Source organism: Vibrio sp. 1874, assembly GCF_033344395.1.
Classification (GTDB): Bacteria; Pseudomonadota; Gammaproteobacteria; order Enterobacterales; family Vibrionaceae; genus Vibrio; species Vibrio alginolyticus.
In genome coordinates, this window is the sequence record NZ_JAWPOR010000014.1 from 60,573 (window position 1) to 83,426 (window position 22,854).

The window sequence follows — 22,854 nt, forward strand, 5'->3', positions numbered from 1 at the left end:
TCAGTTAGTGCCTTATAATAGGCGTTTACGCTGACTTGAAGGGGCAATTCCCAAGGATTCGCGATATTTGGCTATCGTACGTCTTGCGACCTGAATCCCTTGGTCAGCCAGAAGAGCAGCAATCTTGCTATCACTCAGTGGTTTGGCAGTATTCTCTGCTGCGACCAGTTTTTTAATGAGTGCACGAATTGCTGTTGACGAACATTCTCCGCCGTTGTCAGTACTAACATGGCTAGAGAAGAAGTACTTCAATTCAAAAATACCACGTGGTGTATGCATAAACTTTTGCGTTGTTACACGAGAAATCGTGGATTCATGCATGTCCACAGCCAAAGCGACATCATTGAGTACCATTGGCTTCATGGCTTCCTCACCATACTCGAAGAAATCTTGTTGATGTTCAACAATACATCTTGCAACTTTGAGTAGCGTCTCGTTTCTACTCTCTAAGCTCTTAATTAACCATTTTGCCTCTTGCAAATTGCTGCGGATGTACTGGCTATCCGCGCTATTACCTTTGCCTAATTGAGCATATTGTTGATTTACTTTTAATTTTGGCACGCTATCCGGGTTTATAGAAACGGTCCATTTGCCATTGTCTTTAAAAACGGATACGTCTGGAATTACGTACTCGGTATCATCAGGAGTGATGCGACTACCTGGACGAGGATCTAACTGTTGGATAAGCTTTAAGACTTCACGAAGATCGGCTTCTTTCAGCTTAGTCTCTTTGATGACGAGCTTGTAGTCTCGGTTGCCTAGGTGATCAATATGATCCGCAAGTATCATTTTGGCTTCAGCAAGCCACGGCGTGTCTTCTGGGAAGGTCGTCAGTTGCAGTAACAAACATTCTTGTAAGTTACGTGATGCAACTCCAAGAGGATCGAATTGTTGAATGCGTTTACGAACGGCTTCTACTTCGTCTAACTCTATCTCTTCATTATCGAAGCTCTCATGAATCTCTTCAGGCGACAAAGTTAAATAGCCGTAGTCGTCAACAGCGTCAATAATCGCTAATGCAATCGTGCGGTCGGTTTCACTGAATGGTGTTAGGTCAAGCTGCCACATGAGGTAATCATGTAACGATTCAGTGGTTTCGCCTTGGTAGACGGGCATATCATCATCAAGAGCTAAGCCAGTGCTACCAGTATTAGCGCTGTAGACGTCATCCCAAGTCGTGTCGATTTCAAGTTCAGAGCTAATTTCTGATTTCTCTATCACATCGGAGCTATCTGGAACGTCAATTTCTGTTGGTTCGCTAGCACTGTTGCTATCAGCAGCCTCGACCGCTGACTTATCTTCACCGTTTGCTAGAGGCTCGTCTTGGCCTTCTTCAACTTCCAATAATGGGTTTGAGTCCAACGCTTCTTGGATTTCTTGTTGAAGATCGAGTGTCGACAATTGCAATAAGCGAATCGCTTGCTGCAACTGTGGCGTCATGGCTAACTGCTGACCTAGCTTGAGTTGTAATGAAGGTTTCATTCAGTGTTACTTACCTTGTAATGCTCAGAATCTTACCGTTCCTAATATAATCATAGACGGAATTGTTCGCCGAGATAAACTTGTTTCACCTGTTCATTATTGAGAACTTCTGCCGGAGTTCCCGATGCAATTAGGTGCCCTTGGCTCACGATATAGGCTTTTTCACATACGTCCAGTGTTTCACGTACATTATGGTCAGTGATTAACACTCCGAGACCACGATCGCGCAGATGCTCAATGATTTTCTTGATGTCATTAACCGAAATTGGGTCAACACCAGCGAAAGGTTCATCCAATAAAATGAACTGAGGGTTGGCCGCTAAAGCTCGAGCGATTTCCACCCTGCGTCGCTCACCCCCTGATAGTGCCATACCAGCACTGGTTCTGATGTGCTGGATGTGGAATTCTTCCAACAAATCTTCCAGTTTATCTTGGCGCTCTTCCCTCGTCATTTCTTGACGAGTTTCAAGTACGGCCATGATGTTATCTTCTACTGAAAGCTTACGGAAAATCGACGCTTCTTGCGGAAGATAGCCAATGCCAAGTCGTGAACGGCTATGCATCGGCAAAATACTGATGTCATTGTCGTCAATGGTAATGGTGCCTTCATCGCGAGGTACTAAGCCGACAATCATGTAAAACGAGGTGGTTTTACCCGCACCGTTTGGACCGAGCAGCCCAACAATCTGACCAGATTCAACTTCTAAGCTAACATCAGTGACGACTTTGCGTTTTTTGTAGCTTTTCGCCAAGTTTTTCGCACTCAGTACTGCCATATTAGTTCTCTATCTGATTGGGTTGCAAAATGGTCGTAACGCGCTCTTCCTTAGAGCTATCTGCGACTAGCTTTTGTTTACCAATTTGGTAACGAATCGAAGAACCTTTGATGGTGTTGTTGTCTTGCGCCAGCTGCGCTTGACCTTTCATGGTCAGTTCGTCTGTAGAAATACGGTAATCCAACTCCGTAGCTTGACCACTAAGTGTTTTACCATCGTCCATCAGCTGAGAAAACTTCGCAGGTTTACCAAATGCTTGAATCTGTTTAATTGCTTCGGTTTTAGGATCGCGAGTTACCACGATTCTATCAGCATCGATATTGATGCTCCCTTGCTTAAGAGATACATCGCCTTCAAAAACAACCTGGTTACTCTTCATATCCACCTGTTGGGTGTCAGAGTTTATGTAAACCGGCTGTTGAGTATCCGACTTGAGTGCCAGCGCTTGAGGCGCCGCCAATACCAGTGCCAGTAGGCTAAGGTGTAACGGTTTCATATCGACCTTGAACTTCATCTGTCAGAGTCGCAGTATGCTGTTTTAAGTTGCCTTGCATTGCGCCTCCAGTAGTTTCAAATTGTGGTCCAACCAACATCACTTGTTGGTCAGCTTTAAAATCACGATTGGTTAGATTAATGACCAATTTGTCTGTTGCCATGGTATCAAAACTCGCACCAGGCAGAAGATTTTGCATTAAGACTTTGTCATATAAAGTCAAAACTTGGTCTTCATCTAACACTGCTCTTGTGGCAGTCACCTTCCATTCAATGACGCTACCTTCACGGTAAACCATCAAAGTCGGGTTATTAAAAATAGTATCTCCACTCTTAGCATAATGGTCTAAGTTAGTGGAGCGAATGATGTAACTGCGGACACCATCTTCACCGTAGGTGATGTTTTCTAATCCAGAACCACTGAACATGGGCAGTTCAGAATCTGGTGCTACTTGAATTGCGTCGTTGCCTTTAGGGGTTAGTAGGTAATAACCGCACCACGCTACAACGAAGATCAAGAGCAAATAAATAAGGCGAGTAAAACTCATATAATGAAGGCCTATCGTTTAGCTCAGTACTTCCCTGACCATTGCCTTTATTCGTCTAATAAATGATTTAAATGTTTGTGCTGATATTACATCACGCCAGCTTTTAGTAAATCGTGCATGTTCAGTGCACCCACAATTTTTTCGTCTTTACATAAAATCAGAGCGTTAATGTTTTTATTCTGCATCAAGTTCAAACCTTCAACCGCCAGCATATCAGGGTGTGCTGTGGTTGGGTTTGTCGTCATGACCTCGCCAATTGCCGTCGTATGAATATCGATACGCTTGTCTAAGGTACGACGTAAATCACCATCGGTGAATATACCAAGCATAGCATCGTGCTCATCGACGATGGCTGTCATGCCTAACCCCTTTTCTGAAATTTCAAGCAGGGCATCGCGAATTAATGCGTCAGGAGAAACTTTAGGTAACGCTTCTCCAAAGTGCATAATATCAGACAACTTAAGTAGCAGTTTTCTCCCCAGTGCACCACCTGGGTGAGATAGGGCAAAATCTTCGGCAGAAAAACCACGAGCTTGAAGCAGAGCTACGGCTAATGCATCTCCCATCACTAATGTGGCAGTCGTACTGCTAGTTGGCGCCAGGCCTAACGGACAAGCTTCTTGAGGTACCGTAATTTGCAGGTGTAAGTCAGACAGCTTGGCCATATTTGATTCTGGCTTACCTGTCATGCTGATGATCTTAATATTCAGGCGCTTTAATACTGGAAATAGAGACAGAATTTCGTTTGATTCACCAGAGTTAGAAATTGCCAGCACAATGTCACCAGGGCTAATCATACCCAAGTCACCATGTGCGGCTTCGCCTGGATGAACGAAAAACGCCGAAGTCCCAGTGCTTGCCAGAGTGGCGGCAATCTTGTTACCAATATGGCCTGACTTGCCAATACCCATAACGACAACTTTGCCGTTGTTGGAAAGGATAAGTTCACACGCTTTTTCAAATTGATCATCAAAGTAGGTATCTAGCTCTTGCAGAGCAGCAACTTCGATATCAAGAACTTGTTTAGCAGCAGCGCGAAAATCAAATTGATTGGACATATCAGATCTCTACTTATTGATCGTGGTAATTAAGCGGTCATGTTTGCGAATAAGTACACTTGGTAACCTAAGAAGCACACAAACAAGATGGCACCTTCAATACGGTTAATACTGCGTGATTTACCCAAACACATCGCGACAAGTAACAATGAAACGCCTAACATGACCCAGAAGTCACGTCCCATCGCGTACTCACTGAGCACCGATGGATTAATGATGCCAGGAATCCCCATTACCGCCAGAATGTTAAACACATTCGAACCGATAATGTTACCGACAGCCATGTCGTCTTCACCCTTTAAAACTCCCGCAAGTGATGCGGCCAGTTCAGGCAGGCTAGTGCCAATGGCGATAATAGTTAGACCGATAACAAGGTCGCTCATACCAAAGTGTTTAGCAATAATTACCGCGTTATCAACCAGCATGCTGGCTGCCAAAGGAAGCAGTATCAAGCCAATAACCACCCACATGATTGCTTTAGGGTTACTGACGCCTTCAGGGATCTCTGACTCTTGGTCATCAAGAAAAACATCACCTGATTTTTGCTCTTTGCGGCTGATTTGCAACATAGCAAATAAAAATGCCCCAAAGAGTACAAACAATAAGACACCCTCATAAAAACCGAGATGGCTATTCCAAAGCAGAATACCAGCGAGTACGGTTACGGCTATCATGAGTGGAAGTTCTCGGCGGATGACGGCGGAGCTAATCGACAAAGGCTTGATCAGCGCTGTAATACCTAGGATTAACGCAATGTTCGCTATGTTTGAGCCTAATACGTTACCCACCGCTGTATCTGTTTTGCCATCCCAAGCAGCGGTTGCAGATACCATCATCTCAGGGGCGGATGAGCCCATCGCGAGGATTGTCATGCCGATGACAAGCGGGGAAATACCGACGTTGCGGGCTATCGCTGCAGAGCCAAAAACAAGTTTATCTGCACTCCAAACAAGCAAAACAAGACCGACTATAAGCAACGCAACGGCTTCGAGCATGAGAATTCCTAAGTATTAAATAAGTAAAATGAATAACCGCTAATTTTGACCTTTTGCGGCCTAAAATGGAAGATAAACGAAGAATAAATTAAAGGTTAGTAACGAAAATGTATGTAAATCTCACTCATTTAAATGAGCAATTCTGGTCTAGGATTTAAACACTTCGTGCTAATTCGGTCATAAACCATGAGAAATTGCAGGGATATACTCGACTTTATTTAATTGAACAGTGCTTTAAATTCAACGCCAATGTGCTTATGATTGCAGCCTAATAAATGTACCGACGTTACTTTATTAAACGTAGAATTCAACTCCGATGAGTATCTGCTTGATGATTCCGTGAGTTGCAACGCTCCTACAGTAGAAGAGATGATATGTCGAACAACGATTTAGTCACCGTGAACAACCTCACTTTTTCACGGGGAGAACGCATGATCTTTGATGATATTGATCTGCATGTTCCTGAGGGCAAAGTGACGGCCATTATGGGACCATCGGGAATTGGTAAAACAACACTGCTGCGTTTGATTGGTGGTCAGTTGTATCCCGAGCAAGGAGAGATCTGGTTTGATGGCGACAATATTCCCTCTCTCTCGCGTAAAAAACTCTACCACGCTCGAAAGAAAATGAGCATGTTGTTCCAGTCAGGGGCTTTATTCACTGATTTGAATGTTTTTGATAATGTCGCCTTTCCATTAAGAGAGCATACCGATTTATCGGAAGATTTGATTCGCACCATGGTGTTACTCAAGCTCGAAGCTGTCGGTCTGCGCGGCGCGGCGCAATTAATGCCGAGTGAGCTTTCAGGTGGTATGGCAAGACGCGCTGCTTTGGCTCGGGCAATCGCACTTGACCCTGACTTGATCATGTACGATGAGCCGTTTGTGGGGCAAGACCCAATCACTATGGGCGTTTTGGTTGAGCTAATTAGCAATCTAAACCAAGCGTTAGGTTTGACCTCTATTGTGGTTTCTCACGACGTACCTGAAGTCATGAGTATTGCTGACTGGGTATACCTGATGGCCGATGGAAAAATCATCGCCTATGGTACGCCAGAAGAGCTGACTCAAAACTCTGATCCTCGTGTCCAGCAGTTCTTACAAGGTGATGCCGACGGTCCTGTACCGTTTCGTTTCCCTTCTCAAAGTATCGAAAAGGACTTATTTGATGGTCGATAACTTCATTCACTTTGTCGCCTCGCTGGGTCGACGCACGCTTTCTATTTGCGGAGCATTTGGTCGTGCGACTTTCATGTTGATTGGGGCGCTATTTTCTAAGCCACAACCGATCAGAAGCTTTCCTCTGCTTGTTAAGCAACTTTATTCTGTTGGTGTTCAGTCGCTGGCGATCATCGTCGTATCTGGTCTGTTCATTGGAATGGTTTTGAGTCTACAAGGCTATGTTGTGTTGGTGGATTACGGCGCAGAAGGCAGTTTGGGGCAAATGGTAGCGCTTTCGTTACTCCGTGAATTAGGACCCGTTGTTACTGCACTTTTGTTTGCTGGTCGTGCCGGTTCTGCGTTAACCGCAGAGATAGGTCTAATGAAAGCAACGGAACAACTGTCTAGCCTTGAAATGATGGCGGTAGACCCATTGAAACGAGTGATTGCACCACGGTTTTGGGCTGGGGTTATCTCAATGCCTTTACTGGCTATGATTTTCATGGCTGTGGGAATTTGGGGCGCTCAGCTTGTTGGTGTTGACTGGAAAGGCGTTGATCACGGCAGTTTTTGGTCAGCGATGCAGTCCTCTGTTGAGCTAGGGCAAGACATTGGTAACAGTATGATCAAATGTTTTGCGTTTGCAATTACGGTTACTTGGGTCGCTCTATTTAACGGTTATGATGCTATTCCAACATCGGAAGGGATCAGCCGAGCAACTACGCGCACTGTTGTGCATTCTTCTTTAGCAGTACTAGGATTAGACTTTGTACTGACCGCATTGATGTTTGGGAATTAATCATGCAACAAACACGTAAAACTGAATTATGGGTTGGCAGCTTTGTATTAGCGGGAATTTGCGCGATTCTTGTGATGATTTTTCAAGTTGCTGACGTAAAAAGCATTGGCTCTGGTGATACTTATACCCTCAAAGCCGAGTTCGATAATATTGGCAGTTTAAAAGTTCGTTCTCCCGTAAAAGTGGGGGGCGTTGTGATTGGTCGAGTAAGTAGTATTTCGCTTAACCCAGACAACTTATTGCCAGTTGTAACACTATCTATCAATAGCAAATACAATCAGTTCCCAGAAACGTCGAGCGTACAAATTTTGACATCTGGCCTGATTGGTGAGCAATACATTGGTTTAGTACCTGGCTTCGTTTTTGATGATGAAGTCATGCTAGTGGATGGTGATACCATCGAAGACACCAAATCGGCGCTTGTGCTTGAAGACTTAATTGGTCAAGTACTATACAGCGTAGGTGGTTCAGACGACTCAAGTAAGGAATAACTATGTTAGCGAGATTACTACTTTCAGTTTGTGCTGTGTTTAGCGTCTTTGGAGCAACAGCAGCAGAGGTGGATAAAACTGAACCTTATAAGATGATGAAGCAGGTAGCTGAAGTCACGTTCGAAAGATTGAAAGCCGAACAGCCGAAAATCAAACAAGATCCAAATTTACTTAAAGTGATCGTTGAAGAAGAGCTAATGCCTTACGTCAACTACCGCTATGCAGGGTTAAAACTTCTTGGTCCAAACTTAAAAGGTGCTAAGCGTGAAGATGTACTTGAGTTTATCGATGCATTTCGTGCGTACCTGATTGCGTCTTATGCACAAGTGTTGACGCAATACTCTGACCAAAAAATTGAGTTTGGTCCTGAGCCTAGCATTGATGACTCTAAGCGTATTACAAGCATTAAAGTTGATATCATCGATACTCCGCGTCCAAACATCAAACTTGAGTTTAAACTGCGTAAAGACAACCACTCTGGTGAGTGGGAAGCATTCGATATGATTGCAGAGGGCATTAGTTTGCTTTCTAGTAAACAATCCGAATGGAACAGTAAAATTCGTCAAGAAGGTATTCTATCTGTTGCTAAAGACCTAGAAAAATTGGCCGCAGAACCGATCCGCTTCGAGGCTAAGAAATAATGGCCCAGACTCCCGCTCAGTGGCAATTGGATCAAAACATTCTTAAGCTAACAGGGGCACTTGATAGAGATACAGTGCCTTCATTGTGGGCGTATGCACAGCAATGGCAACCTGCTCAATCGGAGCTGGAATGCTCGCTAAAAGAGATAGAGCGTGTCGACTCTGCAGGAATGGTGATGTTAATCCACTTATTAGAGCATGCAAAAAAGCAAAACTGTCATATAATGCTCAGTTTCGTGCCGGCGCAACTGCGCACTTTGTTTCAACTGAGCAATGTTGAATCTTTAGTGGCCAAACACATACAGAATTATCAGGGGTAAATTGTGGATAGCGCAAAAGTACAACAGTTATTAGAAGAAGCACTAAACCTTCAAGAAGTGCATGTGAAAGGTGAAGGTAGCCACTATGAAGTGGTTGCTGTTGATGCTTGTTTCGATGGAATGAGCCGCGTTAAGAAGCAGCAGCTAATTTATGCTCCTCTGATGGAATACATCCAGCGTAACGACATTCACGCATTATCAATCAAAGCGTTCACACCAGAAGAGTGGGCTCGTGATAAGAAATTGATGTCGCTTTAAGGTTTATTGATGGAAAAGTTTCGAGTTATTGGGTCAGATAAACCACTAGTTGGTGAAGTGACCATTTCAGGTGCAAAAAACGCAGCACTGCCGATTTTATTTGCGTCTATCTTGGCGGAAGAGCCAGTAGAAGTGGCAAACGTACCACACCTTCGTGATATCGATACAACCATGGAATTGCTTAAGCGTTTAGGCGCGAAAGTAAGCCGCAATGGCTCTGTTCATGTTGATCCAAGCAGTATTACAGAATACTGTGCGCCTTATGACTTGGTGAAAACCATGCGTGCTTCTATTTGGGCTTTGGGTCCTTTGGTGGCGCGCTTTGGTCAAGGTCAGGTTTCTTTACCAGGCGGTTGTGCTATTGGCGCTCGTCCTGTGGATCTACATATTTCTGGTTTAGAGCAGCTTGGCGCAACCATTACATTAGAAGATGGTTATGTGAAAGCAGAAGTGGATGGTCGTCTAAAAGGCGCGCACATCGTGATGGATAAAGTCAGCGTAGGCGCGACGATCACCATCATGTGTGCCGCAGCGCTGGCGGAAGGCACAACAACACTAGATAACGCTGCGCGTGAGCCTGAAATCGTCGATACCGCTGATTTCCTAAATAAGCTTGGCGCAAAAATCTCTGGCGCTGGCACAGATACCATTACGATTGAAGGTGCTGAGCGCCTAGGCGGTTGTAAACACAACGTGGTTGCTGACCGTATTGAGACGGGAACATTCCTTGTCGCAGCAGCAGTATCTGGCGGTAAAGTGGTATGTCGCAACACTAATGCTCATTTGCTTGAAGCGGTTCTCGCCAAGCTGGAAGAAGCTGGCGCGCTTGTCGAAACGGGTGAAGATTGGATCTCCGTTGATATGACCGACCGCGAGCTAAAAGCGGTAAGTGTACGTACTGCGCCACATCCTGGTTTTCCGACGGATATGCAAGCTCAATTTACGCTTCTGAATATGATGGCGAAAGGTGGCGGCGTGATCACAGAGACTATCTTTGAAAACCGCTTTATGCACGTACCAGAACTCATGCGTATGGGCGCTAAAGCTGAGATCGAAGGCAATACGGTTATCTGTGGTGATGTTGAGTCACTCAGCGGTGCGCAAGTGATGGCAACCGATCTACGAGCTTCGGCTAGTTTGGTTATTGCAGGTTGCATTGCTAAAGGCGAAACCGTCGTTGATCGTATTTACCATATCGACCGTGGTTACGACAAAATCGAAAATAAACTGGCTGCACTTGGCGCAAATATTGAGCGAGTGAGCTAGGCAAGTTAAACTGCACCGCAGGTAACTTGGATATCAAGAGAGCCGAAACCTGAGTTTCGGCTTTTTTATATCACTCTCATGACCATATTTTCCCTTTATGGAAAGAGAGATATTAATAGCTGTATCTGGCAAAAGCCGGTTCCTGGAGAACAAGAATGATTGCACTGTTACGTGTATTTGCTGTCGCTATCTTTGCGATTGTTATGTTTATTGGTGGTTGTGGTTACTGCCTATTAAGCCCTAGAAACCCTAAGCACGTTTTCACTTTTGGCCGTTTGTTTGCCAAGATGTCTCGTGTGTTTGGGATTAAGTTAGAGTTGCGTATCCCTGAAGATGCGTATTCACGCGGCCAACATGTTTACATTGCTAACCACCAGAACAACTGGGACATGTTTACTGTTTCTGCGGCTGTGACTCCGAAAGTTGTGACAGTAGGTAAAAAGAGCTTGGCTTGGATGCCACTGTTTGGTCAGCTTTACTGGCTTACGGGTAACATTCTGATTGACCGAGCGAATCGCTCTAAAGCAAAAGGTACTATCGATCAGGTCGTGAGCAGCATGAAAGAAAGTGATGTTTCGGTGTGGATGTTCCCAGAAGGCACGCGTTCTCGTGGGCGTGGTTTGCTGCCATTCAAAACAGGTGCTTTTCATGCGGCAATTGGTGCAGGTGTGCCAATCATTCCTATCGTATGTAGCTCGACGAATAAAATTAAGCTGAACCGTTGGAACAATGGTCATGTGATTGTTGAAATGCTACCTCCAATCAGCACTGAAGGCTATGGTAAAGAGGGCATTCGCGAGTTAGCGAATATCTGTCGTGAACAGATGAAAGAGAAGCTTGAATCGTTAGATGAAGAAGTCAAACAGCGCAACGCTGCTTAAGTTTTACTGCGATATCATCACGAGAAAACAATAAAAAACGGGTAGCCTGAGCTACCCGTTTTTTTATGTTTGTCAGCAAGTGCAATTATTTGCGAACAGCGATTGCTTCAATCTCGATGCCAACATCTTTTGGTAGGCGAGCCACTTCTACACAAGAGCGTGCAGGGTAGTTTGCTACGCCGTGCTCATCAAAGAACTTGCCGTAAACTTCGTTCACTGTGCCAAAGTCATTTAGGTCTTTAACAAAAACCGTTAGCTTTACAATATCAGATACTTTAAGACCTGAAGATTCAACTACAGCCTTTACGTTTTCTAGAGACTGACGAGCTTGTTCTGCGATATCAGCAGACACTTCACCTGTCGCTGGGTTTACTGGGATTTGGCCTGAAGTAAGAACCATGTTACCTAGATCTACGCCTTGAACGTAAGGACCGATTGCTGCTGGTGCAGACTCAGTGTGAAGTACTTTCGTCATTTGATTTTTTCCATCAGTTGTAGGGAATAAAGATTCTCAGTTTGCCTCTAAACCCTCGGTAGGTAAAGAGCAAAATACCCCGACATTGCAGGGTATTTTAAACGTATCAAAGCCTAGTCGTGCGGCGTGTTTATCGCTCGGTTACGATCTCGCGTGAGAACACTTTCTCGCAGTATTTACACTTTAGGCGGATTTCTTGTTTCTTCTCGAACACGCTAAAGCTGCTTTCTACTGGTTCATTATGAGAAATACAGTTTGAATTCGGGCATTCAAATACATCATTGATGCGCTCAGGAAGCTCTAACGCGAGCTTTTTCACCACTTCATAATTCTCGATTTGATTCACGGTCGCGTGAGGAGCATACAACGCTAGCTTGCTCGCTTGCTCTTCATTGATAAACACATTTTCGATTTTGAGTAGATCTTTATGACCGAGTGCTGATGATGGCAAGTTCAGTCCAATCGTTACGCGTTGTGATGAATTGTGCATATCGAACAGTCTTAATACTTTGATGCCGATTTGCGCAGGGATGTGGTCGATGACCGTACCATTTTTGATTGCTTCTACCTGCAATTGAGTTTCTTTAGCCATGATTTTTCCCCTCGATTACAGTGTTTCGTTTAGAACAAGCGCCAGCAGTGCCTGGCGAGCATACACGCCATTTTGAGCTTGCTGGAAGAAGTAGGCATGAGGCGTTTTATCAACATCAGTTGTGATTTCATCCACACGTGGTAGTGGGTGCAGTACTTTCAAGTTCTCACGCGCGCCTTCTAGTAGTGCCGCCGTTAGGATGTAAGCCGACTTAATATGTGCGTATTCCGATTCGTCAAAGCGTTCTTTCTGTACGCGTGTCATGTACAGAATATCCAGTTCAGGAATCACACTTTCCATGTCTGTGTGTAGGCTATATTGAATGCCAGCTTCGTCTAGTTCTTCGCAGATGTAATCTGGCATTGCCAGCGCATCTGGTGCAACAAAGAAGAAGCGGATGTTGTTAAACTTTGCTAAGGCTTGAGTCAGTGAGTGCACTGTGCGGCCATATTTTAGGTCACCTACGAATGCGACGTTCAGGTTGTCTAGACGCCCTTGTGTTTCCGCGATGGTGTATAAGTCGAGTAGCGTTTGAGTTGGGTGTTGGTTTGCACCGTCGCCCGCGTTGATCACTGGCACGCCATTTGAAAATTCAGATGCCAAGCGAGCGGCGCCTTCTTGTGGATGACGCATCACAAAGGCATCGACGTAAGAAGAGATGACTTGTACTGAATCTGCGAGTGTTTCGCCTTTCTTCGCCAGAGAGGTATTACCATCATTATCAAAGCCAATCACGTCACCACCAATGCGCTGAATCGCTGTTTCAAACGATAAACGTGTACGTGTTGATGGTTCAAAGAAACAACTTGCAACGACTTTGTTTTTAATCAGTTCTGGTCGAGGTGCTTTTTTAAGGCTACCTGCTGTTTCTACGATAAGTTCCAGTTCTTCGCGTGAAAGCTCTGGAATAGAGATGATGTGCTTCTGGTAAAGCGAGTTCGCCATGATCTTCTTCCCTATAACATTGATGACTACATCCAAATAACCGAAAGGAATTTTGGACATAAAAAAACCTCCCCAATGGGGAGGTTTTAAAATTCAATAGAATTAACGAAAATAACACCACGTAAGCGTAGTCGCTTAGCGAGAGCAAATCGCGTTTTTACGTCAGCAATCAGCGTGGTCATTTCTTAATCCTCAGACAAATTGCCGAGCATTATACGCTTAACTTTCGTGAGCGCAAGCGATTACATCATGGTTTTTATCGGCTGTTTTTGCGCACTGGTTTAGCTTCCTAGCGTCGCAACCATCACGGCTTTGATGGTATGCATACGGTTTTCAGCTTCGTCGAATACGATGGAGTATTCCGATTCAAATACCTCTTCTGTTACTTCAAGGCCTTTCATACCGTATTTTTCAGCGACTTCTTTGCCGACGGTGGTTTCATCATTGTGGAAAGCTGGAAGGCAGTGCATGAATTTCACATGTGGATTACCCGTTTGCTCAATCACGTCCATATTGATTTGATAAGGTGTCATTAACGCTACACGTTCATCCCATGCCTCGGCAGACTCACCCATAGACACCCAAACGTCGGTGTATAGGAAGTCACAACCTTTCACACCTTCCTCAACGCTTTCTGTTAACGTGATTTTTGCACCGGTTTGTTGCGCGATAGTTTGACAAGTTGCCACGAGCTCTTCTTCAGGCCAGAACGCTTTTGGCGCGACAAGGCGAATATCCATGCCCATTTTCGCTGCGCCCACCATAAGTGAGTTACCCATGTTGTTGCGCGCATCACCTAGGTAAGCGAAGGTTATTTCATGCAGCTGTTTACCACGGCCGTGCTCTTGCATGGTCAGGAAGTCAGCAAGGATCTGGGTTGGGTGGAACTCATCCGTTAAACCATTCCACACTGGAACACCAGCATAAGTACCAAGCTCTTCAACAATGGATTGGCCAAAGCCTCGGTATTCAATCCCGTCGTACATACGACCAAGAACACGAGCGGTGTCTTTCATCGATTCCTTATGACCGATCTGCGAGCCAGAAGGGCCGATGTAAGAGACTTGAGCACCTTGGTCAAAGGCAGCGACTTCAAACGCACATCGGGTACGAGTCGAAGATTTCTCAAAGATTAGTGCGATGTTTTTACCTTGAAGTTTCTTCTGCTCTGTTCCTGCATATTTAGCTTTTTTCAGCTCTGCAGACAGTTCGAGCAAAAACTGGATTTCTTTGGTTGAGAAGTCCAATAGCTTCAAAAAGTTGCGGTTACGTAAATTGAAAGCCATAGCTCGTCCCTTAGTACATGTGATTAGATTAATAGAATTCATTAAAACATATAAATGCTTTTATTGTGAATAATTATTTTCAAATAAAGCTAAAAAAGGTTGATGTATTCACATCAACCTTAGTTTTGATTCACCTAATGTAAAGGGACGAGTAAGTTATATATCGTCTCGCTCTATTGGACAGCTCATACAGCGAGCGCCACCGCGACCACGACCAAGCTCGTTACCAGGTACTGTCAGTACTTTGATGCCAGCTTTATCGTATTTTTCGTTGGTGTATACGTTGCGTTCGTAACCAATTACTACGCCCGGTTTTACAGTTAGAACGTTATTGGCATCATTCCATTGTTCGCGTTCCGCTTCATAGCTGTCGCCACCAGTGGTGATGATTTTCAGCTGATCTAAGCCAAGAGCGGACTCAATCGCGTGCAGATAGTTATGTGAGGCTTCAACATGCATTTCACCGTTGCCTTTTGGTGTTAAGCGCCATGTGTCGAGATCTTTGCGCATGATCTCTGGGTAGACAGAGAAAGTATCTACATCCATATGGGTCATCACGGTGTCTAAATGCATACATGAGCGGTGTTTAGGCAGATCAATTGCAATCACTTCGGTCGCTTGGCCTGCTTTAAATAGGCTCGCTGCAAGGTTCTCTACGCCTTGCGCGGTCGTACGCTCAGACATACCGATCAGAACTGCACCTTTACCAATAACCAACACATCACCGCCTTCGACATTAGCATTATCATAATGCAGATCATCGTCACCGAAGTATTTGATAAAATCTTGGCCAGCAAAAATTGGGTGCCAACGATAAATCGCACGTAGGTGGTTTGTTTCACGTTGGCGTGCAGGCATCATCATCGGGTTAAGAGAAACGCCGCCATAAACCCAACATGAGGTATCACGAGTAAAGAGGTGATTAGGCAGTGGCTCAATAACAAAGTCGAGAGGACGCTTCATTTTTGGCAGCATAGAAGATGAGGAGATCGGTAGCTCTGAGTATGCTAAGCCACCTAAAAAGATGCAGGCAAGATGTTCATCATCCATTTCTGAAAAGTATTGGCGTAGGTCTCGCGCAAATGTTGGCCCGTAGCGAAAGTCAGAAATCTGAGTGTTCAGCAGCCATTGTTTTGCTTCTGGAACAGCGAGGGTTTCGACCAGTAAATCGTGGAGGAGAAGCACTTCAACGTCTTGCTCGCGCAGCGTACGTGCGAATGCATCGTGCTCTTCACCTGCCGCTTCTACAGCAAGAACGTCATCAAATAGCAACTCATGACAGTTTGACGGAGTTAAGTGGGTTAGGGCGCGTTCAGGGCGATTTAATAGAACTCGTCGAAGTTGACCAACTTCTGATCCAACGTACAGCTTGCTCATTTTGTATCCTTACAAATTTTCCAGCCATTAGTTATGACAAGCTTCCTAGAAAGATGCAAGTTATCAAGCTTTGTTTATATTCTGGTGTTTCTGGTTTTGTGAGTTTTTTATTTTTATTTTGATTCTTATGAAATTTATTATTAGATATAAATGCTATTTTACTAAAATTAGAGTGCGTGCGTTTTTATTCTAATTTTCCCGTTGAGAAAGAATACACGCACAGTGCATAAAACGTGCATTTTTATTCTAAATTATGCATTATTAAAGTGAATTTATTCGTTATGCTTCTTCGTTTTACACGTGAGTGTATTCAAGAAAGCATCATAAACACGCATAGAAAGAGAAAATAACCACATTAAGTGTCAATTAGGATGTTCTGAATATTAAAAAATGCCATTCTTTGTTAATTTTTTGTTTCTTTGTGTGGTCGGTTTAATATTTAGATTCAAATAACCGATAAGAATCGCAGTGGTATGATGTTTGTTTGTGGCTTTTCATCGCAATCCATGCCATATTTCACCGGATCAGCATACTCAGTATCGGGTATTGTGTTTCCATCAAGTAACTAATCTGGAGCCAAAACATGTCTCACGAAGATGAATATCTATCAGTAGAAGAATTAATTGAGATTCAAAAGGAAGAGACTCGCGATATCATTGCAGCATTGCTAGAAGATGGCAGCGATCCAGATTCGCTATACGAAATTGAGCACCACCTGTTTGCAGAAGATTTTGACACGCTAGAAAAAGCGGTAGTTGAAGCATTCAAGATGGGCTTTGAAGTTCTTGAAGCAGAAGAAACTGAAGATGAAGATGGTAACAAGTTGCTTTGCTGTGATGCGACTATGGAGTCCGCACTAGACGCAGAAGCGATTGATGCGCAAGTTGAAAAATTGATTCACTTGGCAGAAAAATACGACATCATCTATGACGGTTGGGGTACGTACTACGAAGGCGAAGATGCGCTTTACCCTGAAGAAGATGAAGACGACGAGTAATCAAAGCTCACTACTTTTGGAAAAACCAGCGTTTAACGCTGGTTTTTTTATTCCTTGAAAAACTGACGAATGTGGAGGCGATAAATAATTCACATTGAGTTTATAGGGGATTTCTCCCTATAATGCGTGAAAATTGATCTAGCTCAAGGTGTATATGCAACTCTCACTCGCCGGTTTATGGCAAGTCTCTCCACTGACGGACCTTTCTATCCCACAGGATGACATTACTTTCCCTGCTCCTTTGAGTCAGGTATTGCCAGCTGAACTGACAGAAGAAGCAATTCGTCAGCAAGAGTGGCACCTGATGCATGACATTGAAGTGGACGAATCCATGATGGCATTCCCAGCGGTAGAAATGGTGTTGGGTGGTGTGGATTACCATGCAGAAGTGCGTTTGAACGGAGTAGCATTGTTCGACTGTGACGGTTCTCAAAATGTCTACAAGAAAGACATTCGTCCGTTCATGCAAATGGGGCGTAACCGCTTTGAAATCTTGTTCTTAGAGGAAGAAGAGGATCTTCTGTTTGATGAAGATAAACCTGAGCTGTGCTCTCTGTCCGATCATGAATATAAAAAAAGTGATGAGCGCTTAGGGGTATGGCAAGAACCGTATCTGCAGTTCATTCGCAATGTACGTTTAGACCGCGTGGCAACCGAGCAGATTTGGCACCACGGTGGTGGTTGCGAGTTTAAAGTAGACTTGTACTATCAAACTTTTGCGCCGGGTCTGGTCTCTGCATCGGTTAAGTTTAATGGTATGACTTACCATATTCCTATTGATGTCCGAGCGGAGCATGCGAGCGCTTTATTCCAGATCGAAGCGCCAAAGTATGCCGATCTTACTGATCCTGATCCAAGTGATCTCTACCAATTGTCTGTTGAGTTGGATGGGCAGCACCAAAACTTCACTGTTGCCTTGAGCCAGGAGCTTTGTGTTACCCATGTTGTGCTTTAACTTCTAATAATATTATCTATTACAGCATCTTAAGCATTACGACTTCACATGCATCATGCCCTGTTTGTCCAAGCGGGGCATCGAGATGCTCAAAGCCTAGCTTTTCATACAAGCTTACCGCTTCTCTCAGACATTCAGTTGTCTCTAAATAGCACTGCTGATACCCAAATTGTTCCGCCAATTGTAAGCTCAATGCGACGATGCGTTTGGCTAAACCGTGTCCTCGTGTTTGAGGTAAGAAGTACATCTTTTGTAGTTCACACACATTTGGCTCGCCAGCTAAAGGGGCAAAGCCACCGCCACCAACGATCTCTCCGCGATGTTCAATGACCCAATAGGCGGCCCCGCATTGATTGTAAACCGAATACATATCATCAAGCGTTGGATCGGCCACACCATAACCTTTGTCTGCGGTTAAGCCGTATTCTGCAGAGACTTTACGAATCACATCTGCGACTTGCGGGTTGTCTGCTTTAGTAAGAGGCCGAAGAACGTATTCCTCAGACTGACACACTTTTGTTAGCCCTTTTAGGTAAGTCTCTAGACCAAGTTTGAGTTGCTCTTGCTCGCTGTCATCGAGTTGGGTAAGCAGTTGTTCAAAGAAGTGGTTTTGCTGTTGGTCCAGTTGTGATAACGCCTGTTGGCCTTGCTCTGTAATCGCTACGAGTTGACTACGTTTGTCTTTTGGGTTTTCGATGCTCTCGACCAAACCTAATTTAATCAAACCAGTAACGGTTCGGCTCGCGTTGGACTTGTCGACATTAAGCTGCTGTGCCAGCTGATTGATGGTCAATGGCTGCAATTGGATTTCACCCAATGCGTGCGCTTGCACTGGAGTGAGAGCGACATCGCCGCATTGTTTATCAAGCATACCAAGCAATCGGACGGCTTGACGGGAGTAGTGTCGAAGTTGACGAGCGTTCATTATCACTTACCTCTAAAAATAAAGTTGCGCACCGCAATTAAATTAATTGCGGTGCGCAACCTTGTCAATGGTAAATGTCATTTTTCTCGTTAGGAGACGTAGTGAGCCTCCATGTTTAAGCGTGGTGATGTAAACAAAACTGCGGTGCTGGAGCTTTTTCTGATGATTTACGCATCCATACTTTCTCGTGGAAGTAGTAAGCCACCGTGTTCAAACTCGGCTCTAGCATCGCCATTACGCCGCCGACAAATGCATCACCTGTTAGTAAGTAAACCACGGTAAAAGCGACGCTGAAGTGCACGGTCGCAAAGCTTGCGGTTTTTAATTTGGTCATCCACTGACGAGCTTTAAGTGCTGGGACTTTTGCCCATGCCTTTTCATGAAAGTAGAAGGCTACGGTGTTCACTGAAGGCTCAATCATGGCAATTAAACTACCAATTAGAATGTCGCCTGTGAGTACGTAAGCGACACTAAATGCGATAGTAAAATGCAGTGCTGCGAAAGTTAGTGTCTTTTTCATGATAATTACTCAATCGTGTTTGTTTCGATGAGTTCATTATCGATAATAATTCTCATTAATGCTAATGGGTAATGAGTATTGTTGTGATAGGGGGAAGCTATTGATGATGGTTTTGGTGAAATGTATACAAAAAAGGTTGGCCATGATGACCAACCTTTGAACCAAAAGTGAGAAGTGTTAATTCTTCTCTTTCACTGAGGCTTAAAGCGCAGCGATCGTTGTCTTCTGCTCTTCTAGCTTAGCTAGTGTCTCTTTGTAGCCTTCAAGCTTCTCACGCTCTTTAGCAACAACTGCTTCAGGTGCTTTCGCTACGAAGCCTTCGTTACCTAGTTTGCCTTCGATACGCTTGATTTCGCCGTGAGTCTTCTTGATTTCGCCATCTAGACGAGCAAGCTCAGCATCTTTGTCGATCAGACCTGCCATTGGGATCATCAACTCAGACTTACCAACCAGTGCTGTCGCACATGCAGGAGTTTGTTCGCCAGTTTCAAGCACGCGTACTGCTTCTAGCTTCGCTAGTGACATCAGTACTTGCTTGCTTGCTTCTAGACGAGAGGCATCTTCTGCATTTGCTGCTTTCAGCATAACGTCAAGCGGCTTACCAGGGTTGATGTCGTATTCAGCACGTAGGTTACGGATGCTGGTAATGAACGCCTTCACCCATTCGATATCATCTAGCGCTTCTTGGTTGAAGTTTGCTTCGTCGAATTGAGGAAGTGTTTGTAGCATGATTGTCTCGCCTTCTACACCTTCAACTAATGGCTTGATGCTTTGCCAGATAGTTTCAGTGATGTAAGGAATCACTGGGTGAGCTAGACGTAGAGTCTTCTCAAGAACCGTGATTAATGTACGACGAGTACCACGCTGTTGTGCTTCAGTACCTTTCCATAGAACTGGCTTAGTAAGCTCTAGGTACCAGTCACAGAATTGGTTCCAGATGAATTCGTAAAGCGTGTTCGCAGCTATATCTAGACGGAAGTTGTCGATATGGTTGTTGAACGCTTTCGCTGCTAGTTCAAACTGAGACTCGATCCACTTGTCTGCTAGTGAGTATTCAATCTCACCACCGTTGAAGCCACAATCTTGCTCTTCTGTGTTCATCATTACGTAACGGCTTGCGTTCCATAGCTTGTTACAGAAGTTACGGTAACCCTCAAGACGCTTCATATCCCAGTTGATATCACGACCTGTCGATGCCATTGCTGCAAGAGTGAAACGCAGTGCGTCTGTACCGTATGCTTCGATACCGTTTTCAAACGTCTTACGAGTGTTCTTCTCGATCTTCTTCGCTAGTTGAGGCTGCATCATGTTGCCACAACGCTTCTCTACGAGAGACTCTAGGTCGATACCATCGATCATGTCGATTGGATCAAGGACGTTACCTTTCGACTTAGACATCTTGTCGCCGTTTTCATCACGGATTAGACCAGTAACGTAAACCGTCTTAAATGGTACTTGTGGTTTGCCGTTTTCGTCTTTCACGAAGTGCATGGTCATCATGATCATGCGCGCAACCCAGAAGAAGATGATGTCGAAACCAGTTACTAGAACGTCTGAAGGGTGGAATACTTTCAGGTCGTCAGTTTGCTCTGGCCAACCTTGAGTACCGAATGTCCATAGTGCAGAAGAGAACCACGTATCCAGTACGTCTTCGTCTTGGTGCAGTTCAATGACTGACTCTAGGTTGTTGTTCTTACGAACTTCTTCTTCAGTGCGACCTACGTAAACATTACCTTGGTTGTCGTACCAAGCTGGGATGCGGTGACCCCACCATAGCTGACGAGAGATACACCAGTCTTGAACGTCACGCATCCAAGAGAAGTACATGTTTTCGTACTGCTTAGGAACAAATTGGATGTCGCCGTTTTCTACTGCTTCAACTGCAGTTTTCGCTAGAGGCGCAGTACGTACGTACCATTGGTCAGTTAGCATTGGTTCGATAACCACGCCACCACGGTCGCCGTAAGGAACTTGTAGATCGTGATCTTTCACTTCTTCAAGTAGGCCTAGCTCGTCGAATTCAGCAACGATAGCTTTACGAGCGGCAAAACGCTCCATACCGTGGTATTTAGCTGGTAGCTCAGTGCTGTAAGCGTCGCTTGCTTCGCCGTTGGTGTTGAATACTTCAGAAGCATCACGGATGTTTGCGTCGAAAGTCAGAATGTTGATCATTGGTAGCTGGTGGCGCTTACCTACTTCGTAGTCGTTGAAGTCGTGCGCAGGTGTGATTTTCACACAGCCAGTACCTTTTTCCATATCTGCGTGCTCATCGCCCACGATTGGGATGCGACGATCAACGATAGGAAGGATGATTTCTTTACCGATAAGATCTTTGTAACGTGGATCTTCTGGGTTAACTGCAACACCCGTATCGCCTAGCACGGTCTCTGGACGAGTCGTTGCAACAACGATGTAGTCTTTGCCATCGGCTGTTCTAGCGCCATCTGCTAGTGGGTAGCGGAAGTGCCACATGTGGCCTTTAGTGTCTTTGTTCTCTACTTCTAGATCTGAAATCGCTGTGTGTAGCTTTGGATCCCAGTTAACCAGACGCTTACCGCGGTAGATTAGATCGTCTTCGTATAGACGTACGAAGACTTCTTGAACGGCGTTAGATAGACCATCGTCCATCGTAAAGCGTTCACGATCCCAGTCTACAGATGCGCCAAGACGACGAAGCTGCTTAGTGATAGTGCCGCCAGATTCGCCTTTCCATTCCCAGATTTTGTCGATGAAAGCTTCACGACCGTAATCGTGTTTTGTTTTGCCTTCTTCTGCAGCGATCTTACGCTCAACAACCATCTGAGTTGCGATACCAGCGTGGTCAGTACCTACTTGCCAAAGGGTGTTTTTACCCTTCATACGTTCACAACGGATAAGCGTATCCATGATCGTATCTTGGAACGCGTGGCCCATGTGTAGGCTACCAGTGACGTTCGGTGGCGGGATCATGATGCTGTATGATTCTTTAGTAGTGTCACCGTGTGGCTTAAAGTAGCCTTTCTCTTCCCAAGTCTGATACAGAGCTTGTTCGATTGAAGTTGGGTTGTATGTCTTTTCCATAGCGCTCTTTTAATGGATACGTTGATGGTTGAATCTTAGTCAATCTTTATAAGTGAGGGATCTTAACAAGATCGCCTTAACTATAAGGATTGACCGTTAAGGATATTGAATTTCGATCGTTTGCAGCTGGTAACCTGCTTGACGGTAAATTTTATATCTTTCTCTTGCGAGTTGTTTAGCTTTTTCTTCGCAGGGCACGAAGTCTACCACTTGAGCAAACTTGTTCGCAAAGGTTGTCTCATTTTCCGCCAAATTAATTACCAGCTGACGGTTCCAATTAGGTTTTACACCTTCATGGCCGATTTCAATGTTGGTGGCGTATTTCGGTCCCTCGCCTACGAGGTTATGTGCCATGAACTTGTCTGCATCAACTTGCCAAAAGGCTTCAGCGAGCTGCTCGGCGTGTGGTTTGTCTTGGCAGTTTAAATACACTTTAGCGCCTTGGCGAGCAAAGTGCTGAGCCAAAAACACGATGTATTCTTCAAAGCCAGCCACCGTTGCTTGCGGGCTCTCTTCGTTAATGATGTAGAAGGTTGCAGTTTGCATCATTCTCTC

At 44.7% G+C, this 22,854-nt stretch carries 25 protein-coding genes; 10 read left to right on the forward strand and 15 right to left on the reverse strand.

What is annotated here, in order from left to right; all coding sequences use genetic code 11:
- Positions 1-12: 12 nt before the first annotated feature.
- The 6 genes from R8N46_RS19750 to R8N46_RS19775 form a co-directional block, all read right to left on the reverse strand.
- Complete coding sequence (locus R8N46_RS19750) at positions 13-1,482, reverse strand: RNA polymerase factor sigma-54 (RefSeq protein WP_005381112.1); 1,470 nt, start codon at positions 1,480-1,482, stop codon at positions 13-15.
- Between the two features lie 50 nt (positions 1,483-1,532).
- Entirely contained in the window at positions 1,533-2,258 is a 726-nt protein-coding gene (gene lptB, locus R8N46_RS19755) for an LPS export ABC transporter ATP-binding protein (protein WP_005381111.1), read from the reverse strand.
- A gap of 1 nt (position 2,259) precedes the next feature.
- Positions 2,260-2,754, reverse strand: coding sequence for a lipopolysaccharide transport periplasmic protein LptA (lptA, locus tag R8N46_RS19760; protein WP_005381109.1), 495 nt, complete (start codon positions 2,752-2,754; stop codon positions 2,260-2,262).
- Positions 2,735-3,298: an LPS export ABC transporter periplasmic protein LptC gene (gene lptC / locus R8N46_RS19765; RefSeq protein WP_005381106.1), complete on the reverse strand. Its 564-nt coding sequence runs from the start codon at positions 3,296-3,298 to the stop codon at positions 2,735-2,737. The genes lptA and lptC overlap by 20 nt, the downstream gene beginning before the upstream one ends.
- Before the next feature lie 86 nt (positions 3,299-3,384).
- The gene (kdsD, locus tag R8N46_RS19770; RefSeq protein WP_005381104.1) at positions 3,385-4,356 is read right to left on the reverse strand and encodes an arabinose-5-phosphate isomerase KdsD; all 972 of its coding nucleotides are present in this window, start codon (positions 4,354-4,356) and stop codon (positions 3,385-3,387) included.
- Positions 4,357-4,385: 29 nt separating this feature from the next.
- Positions 4,386-5,351, reverse strand: coding sequence for a calcium/sodium antiporter (locus tag R8N46_RS19775; RefSeq protein ID WP_005381102.1), 966 nt, complete (start codon positions 5,349-5,351; stop codon positions 4,386-4,388).
- A 374-nt stretch (positions 5,352-5,725) separates the two neighbouring features.
- On the opposite strand from R8N46_RS19775, the gene mlaF reads away from it, so the two are divergent.
- From mlaF to R8N46_RS19815, 8 genes are all read left to right on the forward strand, one after another.
- Positions 5,726-6,529 carry a phospholipid ABC transporter ATP-binding protein MlaF gene (gene mlaF, locus R8N46_RS19780; RefSeq protein WP_005388422.1) on the forward strand — a complete coding sequence of 268 codons (804 nt, stop codon included), beginning with the start codon at positions 5,726-5,728 and terminating at the stop codon, positions 6,527-6,529.
- Positions 6,519-7,310, forward strand: coding sequence for a lipid asymmetry maintenance ABC transporter permease subunit MlaE (gene mlaE / locus R8N46_RS19785; protein ID WP_005381100.1), 792 nt, complete (start codon positions 6,519-6,521; stop codon positions 7,308-7,310). The genes mlaF and mlaE overlap by 11 nt, the downstream gene beginning before the upstream one ends.
- Before the next feature lie 2 nt (positions 7,311-7,312).
- Positions 7,313-7,801, forward strand: a complete 489-nt coding sequence (gene mlaD / locus R8N46_RS19790; RefSeq protein ID WP_005381099.1) for an outer membrane lipid asymmetry maintenance protein MlaD — start codon at positions 7,313-7,315, stop codon at positions 7,799-7,801.
- Between the two features lie 2 nt (positions 7,802-7,803).
- A complete protein-coding gene (mlaC, locus tag R8N46_RS19795) occupies positions 7,804-8,442 on the forward strand; it encodes a phospholipid-binding protein MlaC (RefSeq protein ID WP_017821301.1) in 639 nt (212 codons plus the stop codon).
- Positions 8,442-8,762 (forward strand): lipid asymmetry maintenance protein MlaB, encoded by a 321-nt coding sequence (locus R8N46_RS19800; protein ID WP_005381093.1) that lies wholly within the window; start codon positions 8,442-8,444, stop codon positions 8,760-8,762. Before mlaC ends, R8N46_RS19800 begins: the two co-directional genes overlap by 1 nt.
- Positions 8,763-8,765: 3 nt before the next feature.
- Entirely contained in the window at positions 8,766-9,020 is a 255-nt protein-coding gene (gene ibaG / locus R8N46_RS19805; RefSeq protein WP_005381092.1) for a BolA family iron metabolism protein IbaG, read from the forward strand.
- Positions 9,021-9,029: 9 nt separating this feature from the next.
- The gene (murA, locus tag R8N46_RS19810) at positions 9,030-10,286 is read left to right on the forward strand and encodes a UDP-N-acetylglucosamine 1-carboxyvinyltransferase (protein ID WP_132937230.1); all 1,257 of its coding nucleotides are present in this window, start codon (positions 9,030-9,032) and stop codon (positions 10,284-10,286) included.
- Between the two features lie 155 nt (positions 10,287-10,441).
- Positions 10,442-11,167 (forward strand): 1-acylglycerol-3-phosphate O-acyltransferase, encoded by a 726-nt coding sequence (locus R8N46_RS19815; protein WP_005381088.1) that lies wholly within the window; start codon positions 10,442-10,444, stop codon positions 11,165-11,167.
- A gap of 85 nt (positions 11,168-11,252) precedes the next feature.
- On the opposite strand, the gene R8N46_RS19820 is transcribed toward R8N46_RS19815, so the two are convergent.
- From R8N46_RS19820 to arcA, 5 genes are all read right to left on the reverse strand, one after another.
- Positions 11,253-11,642 (reverse strand): RidA family protein, encoded by a 390-nt coding sequence (locus R8N46_RS19820; protein WP_005381087.1) that lies wholly within the window; start codon positions 11,640-11,642, stop codon positions 11,253-11,255.
- A gap of 130 nt (positions 11,643-11,772) precedes the next feature.
- Positions 11,773-12,234 (reverse strand): aspartate carbamoyltransferase regulatory subunit, encoded by a 462-nt coding sequence (gene pyrI, locus R8N46_RS19825; protein WP_005381086.1) that lies wholly within the window; start codon positions 12,232-12,234, stop codon positions 11,773-11,775.
- A 15-nt stretch (positions 12,235-12,249) separates the two neighbouring features.
- Positions 12,250-13,179 (reverse strand): aspartate carbamoyltransferase, encoded by a 930-nt coding sequence (pyrB, locus tag R8N46_RS19830; RefSeq protein WP_005381085.1) that lies wholly within the window; start codon positions 13,177-13,179, stop codon positions 12,250-12,252.
- A 281-nt stretch (positions 13,180-13,460) separates the two neighbouring features.
- Entirely contained in the window at positions 13,461-14,465 is a 1,005-nt protein-coding gene (locus tag R8N46_RS19835) for an ornithine carbamoyltransferase (protein WP_005385520.1), read from the reverse strand.
- 156 nt (positions 14,466-14,621) lie between these two features.
- A complete protein-coding gene (gene arcA / locus R8N46_RS19840; protein ID WP_005381082.1) occupies positions 14,622-15,842 on the reverse strand; it encodes an arginine deiminase in 1,221 nt (406 codons plus the stop codon).
- Between the two features lie 583 nt (positions 15,843-16,425).
- Between arcA and rraB the strand changes: the two genes are divergently transcribed.
- Together rraB and R8N46_RS19850 are read left to right on the forward strand one after the other, a co-directional pair.
- Positions 16,426-16,839: a ribonuclease E inhibitor RraB gene (gene rraB / locus R8N46_RS19845; RefSeq protein WP_005381081.1), complete on the forward strand. Its 414-nt coding sequence runs from the start codon at positions 16,426-16,428 to the stop codon at positions 16,837-16,839.
- Between the two features lie 154 nt (positions 16,840-16,993).
- The gene (locus R8N46_RS19850; RefSeq protein ID WP_033906208.1) at positions 16,994-17,794 is read left to right on the forward strand and encodes a glycosyl hydrolase 2 galactose-binding domain-containing protein; all 801 of its coding nucleotides are present in this window, start codon (positions 16,994-16,996) and stop codon (positions 17,792-17,794) included.
- A gap of 19 nt (positions 17,795-17,813) precedes the next feature.
- Here the strand turns inward: R8N46_RS19850 and R8N46_RS19855 are convergent, their stop codons facing one another.
- The 4 genes from R8N46_RS19855 to R8N46_RS19870 all read right to left on the reverse strand — a co-directional run bounded on the left by R8N46_RS19855 (position 17,814) and on the right by R8N46_RS19870 (position 22,845).
- Positions 17,814-18,719: a bifunctional helix-turn-helix transcriptional regulator/GNAT family N-acetyltransferase gene (locus R8N46_RS19855; RefSeq protein WP_080996865.1), complete on the reverse strand. Its 906-nt coding sequence runs from the start codon at positions 18,717-18,719 to the stop codon at positions 17,814-17,816.
- Positions 18,720-18,834: 115 nt separating this feature from the next.
- Complete coding sequence (locus R8N46_RS19860; protein ID WP_005381078.1) at positions 18,835-19,239, reverse strand: DUF2061 domain-containing protein; 405 nt, start codon at positions 19,237-19,239, stop codon at positions 18,835-18,837.
- A 201-nt stretch (positions 19,240-19,440) separates the two neighbouring features.
- A complete protein-coding gene (locus tag R8N46_RS19865) occupies positions 19,441-22,299 on the reverse strand; it encodes a valine--tRNA ligase (protein ID WP_318098501.1) in 2,859 nt (952 codons plus the stop codon).
- 96 nt (positions 22,300-22,395) lie between these two features.
- Positions 22,396-22,845, reverse strand: coding sequence for a DNA polymerase III subunit chi (locus R8N46_RS19870; RefSeq protein ID WP_031777270.1), 450 nt, complete (start codon positions 22,843-22,845; stop codon positions 22,396-22,398).
- Between the last annotated feature and the right edge of the window lie 9 nt (positions 22,846-22,854).